Genomic DNA, 16,302 nt, shown 5'->3' on the forward strand with positions numbered 1-16,302 from the left:
GACGTCGACGCACTTGCCGCTGTGGACGGCGACCAGCTGGTAGTCCTTGGCGTTGCCGAGCGCGGTCACCGCGCGCAGCGTGAACTGCTGGTTGGCGGCACCGTTGCAGGTGTACTGGATGACGGCGGCGCCATCGGCGGTGGAGCCGCTGCTGACGTCCAGGCACTTGCCGCTGTGCTGGTTGACGACGGTGTATGTGTCCGCCTTGCCGGCGACGGGCTTGAAGTCGAGCATCTGCTGGTATCCGCCCTCGCAGGGGTACTGCTGGTACTGCGTGCCGTTGGCGGTGGACAGGTTGGTGTCGTCCAGGCACTGGCCGCTGTGCTGGACCACGGCGACCGTGGAGATCGTGGTGTTCGACGGGGGCAGCAGGGTGACGGTGTAGCCGTCCTTGCTGTCGGTCCACGGGACGTTCACCGAGGCGGAGTTGCCGCTGACGGTGAGGGTCTGGTCGGAGACGGTGACCGGGCCGGTCACGGCGGCGCCGCCGTTGTTGGGGATGCGCTGGACGATCGCCCGGACCTGCCCGTTCTCGACCACGCCGGTGGTGTCGAGGCGGTCGAGGTTCACGGTCACGTTCCCGGTGTTGCCGTTGCTGCCCAGCAGGATCCTGGCGTTCCGCGCGGAGTTGTCCTTGGTCGCCAGGCCGTCGGTGCCGGTGCCGGGGGTGACCTTGACGACGTTACCGGTCTGGGAGCCGTAGTACCGGTAGAGGAACCACTCCCCCAGCGGCAGGTACTGGCCCGCGCTGTTCTTCGTGAGCAGGTTGGCCTCGAAGTCGTGCAGGTTGTTCGCGGAGGCCCAGTTGGCCCGCAGGCCGTCCGCCCCGGCCCGCTCCAGACGGGAGATGTACCAGCCGCCGCGGCCCGGGTTCTGCTCGGTGGTGGAGGCGTACTCGTTGACCTGGTAGGGGCGGCTCGTCGTCATCGACCGTGCGGCGAGCTTCGAGCTGACCGCCGCCGCGTCGACGACCGGGTCACCGGGGAGGTTGTGCCAGCTGTAGATGTCCGGCTCGACGTTGTTGGCCTTGACGTAGTCCAGGTACGTGTTCCACCAGGACGAGCCGTTCGACGCGGGCTTGAAGGCGGTGCTGGGGCCGACGACGACCGCGTTCGGGAAGACCGCGCGGATCCTCTGGTAGGCGCGCTTCCACATCTCCAGGTACTGGGCCTGGGGCCGGTCCCAGAAGGGGGTCCAGTCGGGTTCGTTCCAGATGTCCCACTGGATGTCGCTCATGCCGGCCGCCTGCGCGTCGGCGAGCAGACGGTCGTAGAAGGCGTCGAAGCGGGACCAGTCGCCGTTGTCGCCGGGGAAAGTGGGGTTGGTGGTGCCGTCGGCGCCCCACAGGTCGTGGGGCAGGATGACGAAGGTGCCGCCCAGGGCCTTGGTGCGCTGGTACTGGGCGCGGGTGGAGTTCCACCGCCGGTCGTACTTGCCGGCGACCCAGCCGCCCGGGTTGTCCAGCTGGGCGCCTCCGGCCCGCATGAACTTCCACTTGATGTCCTTGTAGAAGTGCTCCTGCGGCAGGGCACCGTTCTCGGACATGCCGTAGATGGTGCCGGAGGCGCGGTAGGTGGGGGCGCCGCCGGCGGTGGAGAAGTCGACGGTGACCGAGGTGTCGGCCGCGTGCGCCGGGGCGCCGGGGACGACGACGGCGGTGGCGAACGACACGAGCAGCGCGCTCAGCGCGACGGCACCGCGCGGACGGCGGGCTCCGGGGCGGGCCGGTCTGTGCTCGCCGCTGAGCGCGGCGCGTCTACGACTGGTGGTCATGGTGGTTCTCCTGGGGGTTCGGGCGGTACTGCCCGGGCGCGGCTCGGCCCGGGTGGACTGTCAGCCGCCGGCCGCTCGGGCCGGGTCGGCGGGTCGGAGCGCGTGGGCCTCGGCGAGGAGCAGGTAGGCGGCGGCGGTCCAGGTGTAGGCGCGGTCGCGCAGGCCGGTGCCGGTGAGGGCGTCGAAGTTCTCGGCGAAGCCGTGGGTCTCGCACAGGGCGCGGAAGCGGGTGCTGATGTCGTCGGCGAGGCGGTGGTGGCCGGCGCGGCGCAGCCCGTCCTCGACGAGGATGGTGGCGGGGGCCCAGATGGGGCCGCGCCAGTAGCCGTCGGGGAGGTAGTGCGGCGAGTCGGGCTGTTCGGTGGCCAGGCCGTACGGGGTGAGGTGGGTCCCGATCCGGTCGGCGAGGACGGCTCCGACGGTCTGCGGCAGGTGCTCCCCGAGGGCGATGGGCATCAGGTCGAGCAGGCTGGCGCTGGTCCAGGTCTCTCCGGTGTCGGCCGACCGGGCGGCGAACCGGTCGCCCTTCCACAGGTCGCCGAGCATCGCGGCCTGGGTCTCGTCGGCCGTCCGCGTCCAGCGGCGTGCGTCGTCCGGCCGCCCCAACTCGTCGGCCAGCGAGGCGAGTTCGCGCAGTTGCAGGGTGAGGAAGGCGGCCAGATCGGCGGTGACGACGACGCGTGCGGGGTCGAAGGTGGTGGCGTTGTCCCAGCCGCTGTCGTTGCCGTGCTGGTAGTGGGGCAGGGCGGCACCGGGCGCGCGGCGGGCGGTGAGCCAGAAGTCCGTCCAGCGGGTCAACCGGTCGTACGCCTCGGTGAGTTGACCGTGGGTGAGCGGTTCGGGGAGCCGTCGGCGCAGCAGGCCGAGGGTCCAGCCGTGGATGGGGGGCTTGACGAAGTTGTGCAGGACCTCGGAGTGGGTGACCGAGTCGGGCAGGGCGCCGGCCTCGTCCTGGTGGTCGAAGGGCAGGGAGAACTGGTCCCATGCCAGGTCGGGGGCGCCGAGGGCGAGGGCGAGGGCGTTGAAGCAGTGGTCCCAGCTCCACACCTTGTCCATCCAGTGCTTGGACATCAGCACCGCGGGCCGGGTCACGAAGCCCCGTGGGCGGACGGTGGCCGACCACAGGACGTAGGCGGCGAGTTCCGCGGCCGGGGTCGCGGCCGAGCGCCAGGGCGCCACGCGGTCGGCGAACGCGGCGAACGCGGTGCGCGCGGCCGCCACGACCTGGTCGAAGCCGGCGGTCGAGGCGTAGGGGCGGCGCGCGGTCTCGTACTCCTCGACGGCGACCTCCCAGGCCCCGCCGGCCTCGGCGGCGACGGTGACACCGCGGTCCGCGCCTCCCAGCGCCTGCGCGCCGGGCACCTCGGTGACGGTGCCGGACAGGACGGTGATCCGGTAGCGCCGCCCGGTCTCGTACGAGGTGAGGACGTACGCGTCGGTGCCGGGCTCCCGGTAGAAGTAGGTGCCGCTGAACGGGGTGAGGGTCCGGGCGGCCGCCCGGAGCGCGAGGGCGAGGCCGCTGCCCCGCAGCCGTACGGTGTCCGGTGTCTCGTAGGCGAGGTCGACGCGGCCGGTCGGGCCGGTCCAGACGAGCAGGCCGGGGGTCGCCTCGACGCGGGTGTCGGCCTTCTCGCCCGTCGCCGGGTCCAGGGGGACCAGGCGCAGCACGGCGTGCATGCCGTTCTGGTGGGAGACGAGGTGGAGGTCCTCGGCCCGGGTCTTCTCCGCGAGCACGGGAGAGATGCCGAACCAGGACCCGTACGTGCTGAAGGGGATGTCGTGGACGGAGAAGGCCGGGCCGGACGGTGCGGCGGTCATGGGGGTCACTCGTTTCTCGGGCAGGGGGGATCGCGCCGCCACCGGGAGGCGGTGGAGCCGTGAGAGGGAGGAGGGGGAGGTCAGTCCTTGACCGCGCCGGCGGTGACGCCCGCGGCGACGTAGCGCTGCGCGAGGACGAGGATGACCGCGGCCGGCAGGGAGGCCACGACGGCGGTGGCCATGATGGCGTTCCACTCCTGGTTGTTGTTGCCTATGTAGTGGTAGATGCCGAGCGTGATCGGCTCGTGGGCGCCGCCGTTGACGAGGGTCCCGGCGAAGACGAAGTCGGACCACGACCACAGGAACGCGAACAGCGACACCGTGACGACGGCGTTGCGGCTCATCGGCAGGACGATCGACACGAAGGTGCGCAGCGCCCCGGCGCCGTCGGTCTTCGCGGCCTGGAGCAGTTCGCCGGGGATGCCGGACATGAACGCGGTGAAGATGAGCACGCCGAAGGGGACGGCGAGCGTGGAGTCGGCGACGATCAGGCCGGGCACCGACTGGAGCAGGCCGAGCTGGAGGTAGATGGCGTAGAAGCCCATCGCCATGATGATGCCGGGGATCATCTGGGCGGCCAGCAGCAGGAAGCTGAGGATTCCGCCGCCGCGCGGGCGCAGCTTGGCCAGCGCGTACCCGGCGGGCGCGGCCAGGGCCACGGTGAGGACGACGGTGCCCAGGCCGACGACGAGGCTGGTGCCGAGGTACGGCAACTGCTCGTCCAGCACGGTGCGGTAGCCGTCCAGGGTGCCGTGCGCCGGGAACAGGTCCGGTGGGCTCTTGCGCATGTCCTGCTCGGGGGTGAGGGACACGTTGAGCATCCAGTAGACCGGGAACAGCATGACCGCGGTCAGCAGGAGGCCGAGGGTGGTCTTCCACCAGGAGCGTGCGGCGCCTCGGTTCATGACAGTGCCTGCTTTCGCTGGACCTTCAGGTAGATCAGGCCGAACACCAGGGCCGCGACGACGAGCAGGTTGCCGACGGCCGCGCCGGGCCCGAAGGCGGGCAGGAGGTTGCCGAATCCGAGCTGGTAGGACCAGGTGGCGAAGGTCGTCGAGGAGTCGGCGGGGCCGCCCTTGGTCATGATCCAGATGATGTCGAAGACCTTCAGCGTGTAGACCAGCCCCAGCAGCAGCGTGATCGCCGACACGGGTCGCAGCAGCGGGAAGGTGATCCGCCAGAACCGCTGCCAGGCGTTCGCCCCGTCCAGGGCGGCCGCCTCGTACAGGCTCCCGGGGATCGACTGCAGGCCGCTGTAGAGGACGACCAGGTTGAACGGGACACCGATCCAGATGTTCGCGATGATCACCGAGGTCAGCGACCAGTCGGGGGAGGTCAGCCAGTTCACCGGGCCTACGCCGACGGCGTGCAGGGCCGCGTTGACGATGCCGGAGTCGCTGTTGAGCATCCACGACCAGGTCGACGCGGACACGATCAGCGGCAGCAGCCACGGCACCAGGAACAGTGCCCGCAGGGTGGCGGAGAGCCGGAAGTGCTGGTGGAAGAAGACCGCGAGGGCCAGGCCGATCGCGTACTGGAAGATCAGGCACACGGCGGTGAAGACGACGGTGTGCAGCAGGGCGGGCGCGAAGGTCGGGTCGTCGAAGACCTTCGTGTAGTTCGCCAGGCCGGTGAACGGGGCGTCGCCCTGGACGAAGGAGCGGACGGTGTAGTTGCGCAGGCTCAGATCGAGGTTGCGGTAGAGCGGATAGGCGTAGAAGAGGGCGAGGTAGAGGGTGACCGGGGCGAGGAACGCCCAGGCGGCCCACTGCGGGGAGGTCGGGCGGCGCCGTGCTCGCGCGTCGGCCGGTCGCGGGGCGGCGGTGGCCGCCGCCCCCTTACGGACCTGTGCGGGCCGGCGCTCCGGCATCTGTGTCACGTGGTTCATCTGCGGACCGGCCGTTCCCGGTTACTGGGCGGCGGACTGCGCCTTGGCCAGCGCGTCCTTCGGCGACCCGGCACCGCTGAGGGCGGACTGGACGGCCTTCCACAACTGCTCGGAGATCTTCGGGTACTTGGTGCCCAGGTCGTCACTGGTACGGCCCTTGGCCGCCTTCACCGCGTCCACCCAGGGCTTGAGCTGGGCGTTGGCCGCGACCTGCTTGTCCTGTACTTCGGCGGTGGGCGCCACGTAGGACAGGGTGGTGTCGGTGTCGAACAGGTTCTGTGTGCTGGTCAGGCAGGTGGCCAGCTTCCGCGCGGTGGCGTAGCGGCCGGTGTCGCTCTGCATGGGGAGGGTGACGAACTCACCGCCCGTCGGGGCCGCGGCGTTGCCGCCTCCGGAGCCGGGTATGGGCAGGACGCCGTAGTCGAAGCCCGCCTTCTCGGCGTTGGCCAGCTGCCAGGTGCCGTTCTCCGCGAACGCGTAGTCACCGCTCGCGAACTCCTGCCAGCTGGTCGTCTGCGTGTTGTTGATGACCGAGTTCGGAGCGTACCCCTTCTCCAGCCAGCCCTTCCACAGCGACAACGCGGAGACGGCCTGGTCGGAGGCGAGGTCGGTCAGCTGGGCGCCGGAGCCCCAGAACCACGGCAGGAACTGGAAGCTGCCCTCCTCCGTGCCGATCGCCGAGAACGTGATGCCCTTCTTGCCGGCCTGCTTCACCTTCGCCAGCGCCGCCGTCAGCGACTTCCAGTCCTTCACCGAGGCGATGTCCACACCGGCCTTCTTCAGCACGTCCTTGTTGTAGTAGAGGGCGAGGGTGTTGGCGCCGATCGGTGTGCCGTAGGTCTTGCCGCCGGACTGGCCGGCCGCGAGCAGGTTCGGGTCCGCCTTGGAGGTGTCCAGCTTGTTCTCGTCGGTCGTGGTGAGGACGCCCGCCTCGGCCAGCGTCGACACCACCGGGTTGTCGACGATGAGCACGTCGGCGGAGTTGTCCTGCTGGGCCGCCAGCAGCGCCTTGTTCGACAGGTCGCTGGTGTCGAAGGCGGTCCGCTTGACCTTGACCCCGGCCTTGGTGCCGCAGTCGTCGAGCAGCTTCGCCCAGGCCGAGCCCTTGTCGAACTGCGGGTACGGGTCCCAGATCGTGTACGTGCCGCCGTCCGCGTCCTTGGCGGCACCGGTGCTGCCCGAGCCGGAGGAGCAGGCGGTGCCGACGGCGGCGACGACGGTCGTCAGGGCCGTGGCGATGAGACGGCGGCTGGTGGTTCTACGCATGGCGGGTTCCTTGGTTCCAGGCACAGCTGTGCCGTGAGAAGGGCGAAAGAGAGGCATACGGGCACACCGAACGGCCATGTCAGGGGTGTCGGGTCCGGGTGACCGGTGCAGAGAGGGGGGAACGGGAAGGCCCGTGGTCTGCGGTCAGGAGCCGCTGATCAGGGATTGCGGCTCGGGGATAGCGGCTCGAAGGTTGCGGCTCGGGGATAGCGGCTCGGGGATTGGTGCTCCGGGGTTGCGGTTCGGGGATCGGCGGCTCTGGGAATCGCGGTTTCAGGAGGGGCTGACGGGTGTCGGGGGCTCGGCGAAGGAGGGGCCGCCGGCGGGGCCGGTGCTGGCCCGCAGGGAGATCGGCGGGGCGAGGAGATGGTGGCGGGGAGCGGCGCCGGGGTGGTCGAGGCGCTCGATGAGCAGGTCGACGGCGCGCCGGCCCATCTCCTCCGCCGGTACGTCCGCCGCGGTGAGCTGCGGGGTCACCGTCTCCGCCCATCGGGACGCCACCACTCCGGTCACGGAGAAGTCGCGCGGCACATGGCGGCCCGCGTGGGCGAGCCCCCGGTAGAGACCGCCCAGGGCGGCCTCGTTGAGGGTGACCAGAGCCGTCGTGGCCGGGTCGTCGTGCAGGATCTGCTCCAGGCACGCCTGCCCCGAGGCGGGGTCGTCGCCGCAGCGGTACGTGCGCACGGTCAGCCCGCGTTCCGCGGCGGCCTTGGTGAAGCCGTCCAGGCCCCGGTGCGCGGACTCGTAGCCCGCCTGCAGGAGCTGTTCGGGCCGGTTGACGAAGGCGACCCGGCGGTGGCCGAGATCGGCGAGGTGGTGGACGCACGCCGCGGCCAGCGCGGTGTGGTCCAGGCCCACCCACCAGGTGCCCTCGGGCCGGGCGGTGCGACCGATGGTGACGGAGGGGAAGTCCAGTTCGGCCAGGTGATCGACCCGGTCGTCCTGCAACCTGATCTCCATCAGGATCGCCCCGTCGACCCGCCGCTCCCCCAGCAGCCGCTGGAACGAACGGTCGCTGTCCACACCGCTCGGCGACAGCAGCACGTCGTAGTCATGAGCGGCCGCGGCCTCCACGACACTGCCGATGAAGTCGAGCTGCATCCCGGTGTAGTGGTTGCCGGCCGGTGGGAAGACCAGACCGATCGTGCTGGTCCGGCCGTTGGCGAGGGCGCGGGCGCTCGCGTTGGGCCGGTATCCGAGGTCGTCGATGACCCGCTGGATCTTCTCGCGGGTCTCGTCCGACACCGGACGCTTGCCGCTCAGCGCGTACGACACGGTGCTCCGCGAGACACCGGCCCGCTTGGCGATCTCACCGATGTTCACGGCACTCCTTCGTCGAACCGGTTCGAGGGCGAACCGCTCGTCGAACCGGTTCGCGTGAAGGGAAGGTAGGAGCCGCCCCGGACACTGTCAACCCCTCGCGCCGAACTCCGCGCGGCCTGTGCGCGGATCCCTGTCGGGAGTATTGCTGGGGGCATGCGGCGATGCTAGTTTCCGGCGAACCGGTTCGACAGAGCCGCACAACTGTCACTAGATCCTCGACTTCGACCCCCGAGATGCCGGGCTCCCCCACCCCGCATCCCATCGAACCGGTTCGGCCCTGGGCGGATCACCTCACGGAGACCTCAGTGCGACGCAATCGCAGCAGAACCCGAGCCGCGGCAGCCGGTGCCACCGCGGTCACGGCCCTCGCCACCCTGCTCGCCGGACCCGCCGCGGGCACCGCCGGCGCGGCGGAGCCGGAACGGCTCGTCATCGATCTCGGCACCGACACCGGCGCCTTCCACGGCGGCGCCTCCGGCTCCCTGTACGGCGTCTACGGCGACGGTGTACCGAGCCGCAACCTCATCGAGGGGATGGGCCTGCGCACGGTGTCGACGAAGGCGCAGGACGGTCCCCAGCATCCGGGCGCCGACGCGCTGGAGATGCTCCCGCCGTTCGTGGACTCCGGCGGCAAGGACGTCTACATCTACATGACCGACATCTACCGCGGCTTCCCCTACCAGTGGCCGGGTGCCGACGGCCCCGCCCGGCTCGCGGACTTCCAGCAGAAGATCAGGAAGCAGGTCGCCCAGGTCAAGACGATGGGCGCGTACAAGGACCATGTCGTCTACGTCCCCTTCAACGAACCCGAGGGGAACATGTTCGGCACGGGCGAGTGGAGCTACGACAAGGTCTCCTGGCTCGACGACCCGCAGCACTTCTTCGCCGCCTGGAAGGACACCTACCGGCTCATCAAGGGCCTCGACCCCGAGGCGCGGATCGCCGGCCCCAACACCTCCGTCCTCTACGACCAGATCAAGGGCTTCCTCCGGTACGCGAAGGCCAACGACGTCGTGCCGGACGTGATGACCTGGCACGAGCTGTCCTCACCCGCCAAGGTCCGCACGAGCGTGGCAACCTACCGGCGGTGGGAGAAGGAGATCGGCGTCGGCCCGCTGCCGATCAATGTCAACGAGTACGGCCACAACTACCACCTGTCGGTGCCGGGCCAGGTCGTCCAGTGGGTCTCCGCCATCGAGGAGTCCAAGATCGACGCCGACCTGGCGTACTGGAACATCGACGGCAACCTCAACGACTCGGCCGTGGAGGCCAACAAGGGCAACGGCCAGTGGTGGCTGTTCCACGCCTACGCGCAGATGTCCGGGCACACCGTCGAGGTGACCGCCCCGCACCCCAACCAGCAGTACACGCTCCAGGGCGTGGCGACCCTGGACGAGGACAAGAAGCAGTCCCGGGCCCTCTTCGGCGGGCAGAGCGGGGCCGCGGACATCGTGTTCCGGAACATCGACCCCGCGCTGTTCGGGACGACCGTGCGGGCCACGGTCCAGGAGATCCCGTGGACCGGTCAGGTCGGTGACTCGGCGCAGCCGCTGCGGCTCTCGGACCGGGAGGTGACGGTCGACGCCGACGGTTCGGTGACCCTGCCGATGACCGGCATGAACGAGATGTCGGCGTACCAGGTCATCCTCTCCCCCGGCGGCAACGGCGGAGGACGGGCCGCGCCGTCGGTGAGCTGGCGCCGGACCTACGAGGCGGAGAACGCCACCTACACCGGCAAGGGCTACTCCAGGAACGGCCCCGAGGGGACGCCCTCGGACGTGGGCAAGTTCGCGACGTCCGGCGCCTACAACGTGGGCGGGCTGCGCACCGGCTCCGACGGGGTCCTCGCCTTCGACGTCGACGTCCCGCGGGACGGCACCTACGACCTGAGCGTCTTCGCCAACTCCTACAACCTGTACGACCTGGTGAAGGAGCAGGGCCCGACCAATGTCTTCCTGCGGGTCGACGGGAAGGATCCACGGGAGCTGCGGCTGCCGCTCGGCTACAAGTGGGTCGTCTGGGGCCACACCGACACCACGGTCGAACTGACCGCCGGCACGCACCGGATCACGCTCGCCGCGCGGGACCCCGAACTGGGTGTCACCAAGGGCGACGCGATCATCGACAAGATCGACCTCGCCCTGCGCGACGAGAACGTGACCGCCCCCTCGATCTACGAGGCGGAGTACGCCTCCCTCTCCGGGACGCGGCCGGACTACAGCCGGCCCGGCGCCTCGGGTCCCGGCTCGGTGCCGCTGGCGAAGGGCGACTCGGCGACGTTCTGGGTGTACGCGCCCGGCGACGGCGAGGCGACCGTGTCGCTCGACCACCTCGGCGGCGGTCGGGCGGGCCTCTCGCTCAACGGCGAGCGACTCGACGTGCCCGACGTCGGCGGGGCCGGGAAGGGCACGGACCGGGTGCGGGTCTTCCTCTCCGGCGGCATCAACAAGATCACCGTCACCGGCACCGCCCGTGAACTCGCCCTCGACCGGCTCCGGGTCGCCCCGTCCACCGGTTCCCTGAAGACCCGTGTGTACCAGGCGGAGGACGGCACGGTGACGGGGGCCGCCAAGGTGACCGACGCCTACACCTTCGCGACCAACGGCAAGGCGGTCACCGACATCGGCGACGGCAGGGCCAACGCGCTGACGTTCGACGTCGTCGCCGAGCGGCCCGGCCGGCACGCGCTGACCATCCGCTACTCCAACGCGGAGCAGGCGCCCGCCACCCACTACAACCCCGACCCGATCGCCCGCCACGCCGACCTCTCGATCAACGGCGGCGCGACCCGACGGCTCCTGTTCCCGACGACCTTCCACTTCAACAACTTCTGGGACCTGACCGTCCCCGTCACCCTGAAGAAGGGCGCCAACCGGCTCACCCTCACCGCGGAGGAACTGCCCGACTTCGACGGCGACACCTACAACCAGTACGACCAGCGGTCGCCGTACGCCCCGGTCATCGACCGGATCGGTGTGACACCGCTGGCTGGGAGGTAGTCGGGGCCGGTGCGGTGCGGCGCGCGTAAATCGGTGGAACGACGCCGACGCGCGCCGCTACCGTGCTGCCGACCCGAGTCGCCCGATCAAGGACGTGCCGTTGTACACCGTGTGAGACCTCCCGACTGCTGATCTGTCGCGCGTCGCGCCTGTCTGTGCGCCGCGCTGCTTCCTGCTGCGGACTTCTCGCTGAAACCGGTGTACTTCTGTGCTCACCACCTGGGTGGTCATGCCCACCTGCCTGCCGCTCGTCGTGCGTCGCTGCTCCGTGTGCGCGTCGGAGCGCTTCCGGGCGAACGGCAAATTCCGTGTCAACGCGAACCACAAGCTCATCGACGCCTGGCTCCTCGTGCTCTGCACGGGGTGCGGGGACACCGCGAAGCTCACGGTCCTGGAGCGGAGGCAGGTGCGTTCCGTCCGACCGGAGCTCCTGGACCGGATGCACGACAACGATCCCGCCCTGGCGGCCGAGGTGCTGCGGGATCCGGTCGTACGGCGCCGTCATCGCGTCGCCCTCGACTGGGACGGCGCCTGGTGTCTCGACACCGGCGGTGCGGATCTCCCGGACCGCGAGGTGATCGACGTGTCGGTCCGCTTCGCGGCGCCGATCCCCGTGCGACCGGTACGGCTGATCGCCGAGGGCTGCGGTCTCCCGCGGGCCGAGGTCGAGCGGCTGATCGAGGAAGGGAAGCTCGTCTCGGCGGTCCGGCTGAACAGCAGACTCTCCGGCGACTTCACCTTCACGCTCAAGCGCTGAGCGTTCCACGGCTACGGGGCCTGTCCGGCGAATCCGCAGGGCAGGCCCCCTGGTCGGCAGGGGGCTGTGACGGTCGGGGCGGGCGCGCTTAAGGTCCCGGTATGAGCAACGTACGGATCTCGGCGCGCGCCCGGGCGGTCGCCCCGTTCTACGCGATGGAGTTCGGCAAGCACGCCGCCGCCCTGGAGGCCCAGGGGCACCATGTCGTCAAACTGAGCCTCGGGGAACCGGACTTCGGGGCGCCGCCCGCCGTGCTGGACGCGATGCGGGAGGCCATGGACGGGCGCCCCCTGACCTACACGGCCGCCCTCGGGCTGCCCGCGCTGCGGCAGGCCATCGCCCGGTTCTACGCGGACCAGCACGGCGTCGAGGTGGACCCGGCCCGGGTGGTCGTGACCGCGGGTGCCTCGGCGGCGCTCCTGCTGGCCGCCGCCGCGCTCGTCGACCCCGGCGACGAGGTGCTCATCGCGGACCCGGCGTACCCGTGCAACCGGCAGATCGTCGAGAGCTTCGGCGCCCGCGTCACCCTCGTCCCGACCACCGCCGAGGGCCGTTACCAGCTGACCGCCTCCTCGGTGCGGTCCAGTTGGACGGAGCGCACGCGCGGGGTCATGGTCGCCACGCCGTCCAACCCGACGGGCACCTCGGTGCCGGCCGGCGAACTCGCGGCGATCTGCGAGGCGGCCCGCGAACGGGACGCGTGGCGTCTCGTCGACGAGATCTACCTCGACCTCGGCGACCACGACGGGCAGGGACGGCCGCCGCGCAGCGCGCTGTCGTTCGACCCCGGTGCCGTCGTCATCAACAGCTTCTCGAAGTACTTCGGGATGACCGGCTGGCGGCTCGGCTGGTGCGTCGTGCCCGAGCCGCTCGTACCGGCGCTGGAGCGCCTGGCCCAGAACTACTTCCTGTGCGCGTCCGCCCCGGCCCAACTGGCCGCCCTCGCCTGCTTCACCCCGGAGTCCCTGGCGGTCTGCGAGGCCCGCCGGGTCGAGTTCACCGAGCGGCGGGCGCTCGTCCTCGACGGACTGCGCCGCATCGGGCTGCCGGTCCCGGTACCGCCGGACGGCGCGTTCTACGTCTACTTCGACGTCAGCGGCACCGGGCTCACCTCGTGGGAGTTCTGCGAACGGGCCCTGAGGGAGGCCCATGTCGCGCTGACCCCGGGCCGGGACTTCGGCGTGGGCACGGCGGAGAGCCATGTGCGGCTGTCGTACGCGGCGTCGGCCGAGGACCTGCGCGAGGGCATCGCCCGGCTGGGGAAGTTCCTGGCGACCCTGGGGTAGGGCGGTCAGCCGGCCTCGCGCACCGCCGCGTCGAGGAGGGGGCCGAGTTCCCGGGCGACGGTGGTCAGGGCGCGGACGTCGCACTCGGCCCTGGCCATCAGGATCGCCCCCTCCAGTGCGCTGATCATGAGCGTGGCGAGCGCTCCGGCCCGCTCCTCGGGCACCCCCATGTCCGTCAGCGCCGCCGCCACCGGGCCGGTCCAGCCGGCGAACGCGGCGGCCGCCGCGGCCCGGGTGGACGCGGTGGACTCGGCGCAGTCCACCGTCGCGGCGGCGACGGGACAGCCGCCCGCGAACCCGGCGGTCTCGTACTCGTCGGTCCACTGGCGCACCATCTCCGCGAACAGCCCGCCGGGCGTCGGCTCGTCCAGCGCGGCGAGGAAGCGGTCGACCCGCTTGCCGGCGTACCGGCCCGCCCAGTCCACGGCCTCGTTGACCAGTTGCTCCTTGCCGCCGGGGAAGTAGTGCTGCAACGAGCCGCGCGGCGCCCCCGCGTGGGCGGCGACCTCCCGCATCCCGGTCGCCGCGACCCCGTCGCGCCGGATCAGCTGGGCCGCGCTGAAGACCATCCGCTCCCGCGGCCCCCGTACGGACTGCGCCATGCCCCGACCTCCCGCGTCCCGCATGTCTCGGCCTCTGTCCTTCGACCCGACGGCCCGACGGCCCGATGGCCGGCAGTTTTCGGCCCGGCAGCCCGGCAGCTCGCCGGCCCGGTGTTTTCCCCGCCGACCTCACGGCGCCACTCTATGACCGCTGTCATAGCGGGGGCTACTATGACCGCTGTCATAGTCGGGTGCGGGGCGGCGGGGCTCGTGTGCGCGGGCCGGGAAGGCAGTGCGTCGTGGACGTCGGTTTCATCGGCCTCGGGGTCATGGGGCAGCCCATGGCCCTCAATCTGGCCCGTGCCGGAACGCCCCTCGTCGTCTGGAACCGCACCCCGGACCGGTGCGCGCCCCTGCGTGCCGCCGGGGCCGAGGTCGCGGCCGGGCCGGGTGAGGTGTTCGAGCGGGCCGGGACCGTGTTCCTGATGCTGGCCGACGAGACCGCCGTCGACGCGGTCCTGGGCCGCGGCACCCCCGGTTTCGCCGCCCGTGTCGCCGGACGCACGGTCGTCCACATGGGTACGACCTCCGCCGAGTACTCGGCCGGTCTGCGGGACGACATCCGCGCGTCCGGCGGGCAGTACGTCGAGGCGCCGGTCTCCGGCTCCCGTGTTCCGGCCGAGCGGGGCGAGCTGGTGGGGATGCTCGCGGGTGACGAGGGCGCCGTGGCGGCCGTACGGCCCCTGCTCGCTCCCCTGTGCCGGGAGACGTTCGGCTGCGGCGCCGTTCCGGGCGCGCTGCTGATGAAGTTCTCCGTCAACCTGTTCCTGATCACGCTGGTCACCGGGCTCGCCGAGGCGTTCCACTTCGCCGACCGGCACGGTCTCGACCGGGGGCTGCTGCGGGACGTGCTGGACGCGGGGCCGATGGCCAGCGCCGTCTCCCGGATGAAGGGGCCCAAGCTGCTGACCCGTGACTTCGCGGTGCAGGCCGCCGCCGCGGACGTCCTGAAGAACAACCGTCTGATCGCGGAGGCCGCCCGCGAGGCCGACCTGGCCTCCCCGCTCCTCGACGTCTGCCACACCCTCTACGGCGAGACCGTCGAGCAGGGCTTCGGCGGGGAGGACATGGTGGCCGTGGTGCGCGCCCTGGAGGCACGGACGGACGGCGCCCGTGGGAATCACCGTCACCGCACGCCCTGAGCGGTGGGTCGCTCGCCCTGAGCGGCCTGTCGTCCTGGGGGGCCGCGTAGGGGGCCTGGGCGGACACACCCGCGACAGGCTGGGGCCCCGTTGCCTACAGTGAGGCCAGGGACGGCCCGGGCGAGAGGGAACGCGATGCACGATGCTCCCGACCCGGCGACCCCCGCCGCGGCCACGCGCTCGGGCACCAGTCGCAGTACCTCCGCCACCATCGCGCCGAACATCCTGCGGTATCTCGCGCGGGTCGCCGAGGAGGACGGTGTCGATCTGCGGCCCGTGCTCGACGAGGTCGGGCTGGACGCCACGGTGATGCGGTCCGCCGCGCTGCGCGTCTCCTACCGGCAGGGCAGCGACGTCATCCGCCGGGCCCTGGAGCGGACCGGGGACGAACACCTGGGACTCCGGGTCGGCGCGGCGCAGCATCTCACCGCGTGGGGGCCGCTCGGCCTCGCCATGATGGCCGCCGAGACCTTCCAGGAGGCCATCGAGACGGGCTTGCGCTATCAGAACCTCTCGGGGGCGATGCTGGTGTGGTCGGCCCGCTGGGAGGACGACGGCTATGTGCTGCGCGCCGACCTGCCGGACCCGGCGCTGGACCCCGCGGTCGCCGTCTTCCTGATCGAGGAGGCGTACTCCAGCGCCGCCACCCTCACCCGGCTGAACGTGGGCGCCTCGTTCGCCCCCGAGGTCGTCGACTTCGCGTTCCCCGCGCCGCGCGACACACGGCGGTTCGAGGAGCTGTTCCGCTGCCCGCTGCGCTTCGGCGCACCCGGCAACCGCCTGGTGCTCCCCGCCCGCTGGGTGCGGGCGTCGCAGCCGGGCCGGGACCCCATCACCTATGCGTCGACGCTGGAGCTGCTGGACTCGCAGCTGGCGTCACGCCGTGACCAGCAGGACCTCCTCGAAGTGCTGGAGGTGTCCATCGCGCAGAGCCTCCCCGACGTCCCCTCCTTCGTGGAGCAGGCCCGCCGGCACGCGTCCAGCGAACGCACCCTGCGCCGCCGGCTCGCCGAGTGCGGCACCACGTACGAGGCGCTCGTCGACGGAGTGCGCCGGGAAAGGGTCGAACAGCTCCTCCCACGGCCCGAGTCGACACTGCGCGACATCACCCGGCAGGCCGGCTTCGCCGACGTGCGGGCGCTGCGGCGGGCGGTGCGGCGCTGGCACGGTGTGACACCGGTGGAGCTGCGGGCGAGGCTGCTGGAGCGCCGGGGGGCGGTCGGCGGATCGTCCGCTTGACCTCCGCCCACGTCGGTCTCAGCGCCCGCTTGACGTCCGGCTCACGTCGTTCTCAGCGCGTCCGGATCCAGACCGTCTTCTCACGCGTCCACTGGTGGAAGGCGTCGGTCGACTTCTCCGCGCCGCCGAAGCCGGACTGCTTCCAGCCGCCGAAGGGCGTGGTGATGTCGCCCTCGCTGTAGGCGTTGACGGACACCACCCCCGCCTCG

Annotated in this window: 13 protein-coding genes; 5 read left to right on the forward strand and 8 right to left on the reverse strand. The window is 71.3% G+C overall.

From position 1 onward, the window contains the following. From AOK23_RS21505 to AOK23_RS21530, 6 genes are all read right to left on the reverse strand, one after another. A partial coding sequence (locus AOK23_RS21505) for an RICIN domain-containing protein (RefSeq protein WP_079049605.1) occupies positions 1 to 1,773 on the reverse strand: 1,773 nt, incomplete at its 3' end. Positions 1,774 to 1,833: 60 nt separating this feature from the next. Then, positions 1,834 to 3,591 (reverse strand): amylo-alpha-1,6-glucosidase, encoded by a 1,758-nt coding sequence (locus AOK23_RS21510; protein ID WP_055714323.1) that lies wholly within the window; start codon positions 3,589 to 3,591, stop codon positions 1,834 to 1,836. An 80-nt stretch (positions 3,592 to 3,671) separates the two neighbouring features. After that, positions 3,672 to 4,496 (reverse strand): carbohydrate ABC transporter permease, encoded by an 825-nt coding sequence (locus AOK23_RS21515; protein WP_055714324.1) that lies wholly within the window; start codon positions 4,494 to 4,496, stop codon positions 3,672 to 3,674. After that, positions 4,493 to 5,479: a carbohydrate ABC transporter permease gene (locus tag AOK23_RS21520; RefSeq protein WP_055714325.1), complete on the reverse strand. Its 987-nt coding sequence runs from the start codon at positions 5,477 to 5,479 to the stop codon at positions 4,493 to 4,495. The genes AOK23_RS21515 and AOK23_RS21520 overlap by 4 nt, the downstream gene beginning before the upstream one ends. A gap of 21 nt (positions 5,480 to 5,500) precedes the next feature. Next, positions 5,501 to 6,745: a sugar ABC transporter substrate-binding protein gene (locus AOK23_RS21525; RefSeq protein WP_055714326.1), complete on the reverse strand. Its 1,245-nt coding sequence runs from the start codon at positions 6,743 to 6,745 to the stop codon at positions 5,501 to 5,503. Positions 6,746 to 7,018: 273 nt separating this feature from the next. Continuing rightward, positions 7,019 to 8,068: a LacI family DNA-binding transcriptional regulator gene (locus AOK23_RS21530; RefSeq protein ID WP_055714327.1), complete on the reverse strand. Its 1,050-nt coding sequence runs from the start codon at positions 8,066 to 8,068 to the stop codon at positions 7,019 to 7,021. A gap of 305 nt (positions 8,069 to 8,373) precedes the next feature. Here AOK23_RS21530 and AOK23_RS21535 point away from each other — a divergent pair, with 305 nt between their 5' ends. From AOK23_RS21535 to AOK23_RS21545, 3 genes are all read left to right on the forward strand, one after another. Continuing rightward, positions 8,374 to 11,067 (forward strand): carbohydrate-binding protein, encoded by a 2,694-nt coding sequence (locus tag AOK23_RS21535; RefSeq protein WP_079049606.1) that lies wholly within the window; start codon positions 8,374 to 8,376, stop codon positions 11,065 to 11,067. A 208-nt stretch (positions 11,068 to 11,275) separates the two neighbouring features. Beyond that, on the forward strand, positions 11,276 to 11,824 hold the full coding sequence (locus AOK23_RS21540; protein ID WP_055714328.1) for a DUF1062 domain-containing protein: 549 nt from the start codon (positions 11,276 to 11,278) through the stop codon (positions 11,822 to 11,824). Between the two features lie 101 nt (positions 11,825 to 11,925). Further along, positions 11,926 to 13,110, forward strand: a complete 1,185-nt coding sequence (locus AOK23_RS21545; protein ID WP_055714329.1) for a pyridoxal phosphate-dependent aminotransferase — start codon at positions 11,926 to 11,928, stop codon at positions 13,108 to 13,110. A 5-nt stretch (positions 13,111 to 13,115) separates the two neighbouring features. Here the strand turns inward: AOK23_RS21545 and AOK23_RS21550 are convergent, their stop codons facing one another. Then, entirely contained in the window at positions 13,116 to 13,712 is a 597-nt protein-coding gene (locus tag AOK23_RS21550) for a TetR/AcrR family transcriptional regulator (RefSeq protein WP_055714330.1), read from the reverse strand. A gap of 239 nt (positions 13,713 to 13,951) precedes the next feature. On the opposite strand from AOK23_RS21550, the gene AOK23_RS21555 reads away from it, so the two are divergent. Both AOK23_RS21555 and AOK23_RS21560 read left to right on the forward strand, forming a co-directional pair. Beyond that, on the forward strand, positions 13,952 to 14,854 hold the full coding sequence (locus AOK23_RS21555; RefSeq protein WP_055714331.1) for an NAD(P)-dependent oxidoreductase: 903 nt from the start codon (positions 13,952 to 13,954) through the stop codon (positions 14,852 to 14,854). A 135-nt stretch (positions 14,855 to 14,989) separates the two neighbouring features. Continuing rightward, positions 14,990 to 16,093 carry an AraC family transcriptional regulator gene (locus tag AOK23_RS21560; RefSeq protein ID WP_055714332.1) on the forward strand — a complete coding sequence of 368 codons (1,104 nt, stop codon included), beginning with the start codon at positions 14,990 to 14,992 and terminating at the stop codon, positions 16,091 to 16,093. A gap of 52 nt (positions 16,094 to 16,145) precedes the next feature. Here the strand turns inward: AOK23_RS21560 and AOK23_RS46910 are convergent. Then, the coding region (locus AOK23_RS46910; protein WP_157878110.1) for an aldehyde dehydrogenase family protein at positions 16,146 to 16,302 on the reverse strand (157 nt) is incomplete at its 5' end.

The sequence above is a fragment of the Streptomyces torulosus genome (assembly GCF_001419765.1).
Lineage (GTDB): Bacteria > Actinomycetota > Actinomycetes > Streptomycetales > Streptomycetaceae > Streptomyces > Streptomyces torulosus.

Coding starts and splice junctions, on each gene's coding strand:
- AOK23_RS21515 (WP_055714324.1), bottom strand. CDS start 4,496: ATGAACCGAGGCGCCGCACGCTCCTGGTGGAAGACCACCCTCGGCCTC.
- AOK23_RS21550 (WP_055714330.1), bottom strand. CDS start 13,712: ATGGCGCAGTCCGTACGGGGGCCGCGGGAGCGGATGGTCTTCAGCGCG.
- AOK23_RS21525 (WP_055714326.1), bottom strand. CDS start 6,745: ATGCGTAGAACCACCAGCCGCCGTCTCATCGCCACGGCCCTGACGACC.
- AOK23_RS21545 (WP_055714329.1), top strand. CDS start 11,926: ATGAGCAACGTACGGATCTCGGCGCGCGCCCGGGCGGTCGCCCCGTTC.
- AOK23_RS21520 (WP_055714325.1), bottom strand. CDS start 5,479: ATGAACCACGTGACACAGATGCCGGAGCGCCGGCCCGCACAGGTCCGT.
- AOK23_RS21560 (WP_055714332.1), top strand. CDS start 14,990: ATGCACGATGCTCCCGACCCGGCGACCCCCGCCGCGGCCACGCGCTCG.
- AOK23_RS21510 (WP_055714323.1), bottom strand. CDS start 3,591: ATGACCGCCGCACCGTCCGGCCCGGCCTTCTCCGTCCACGACATCCCC.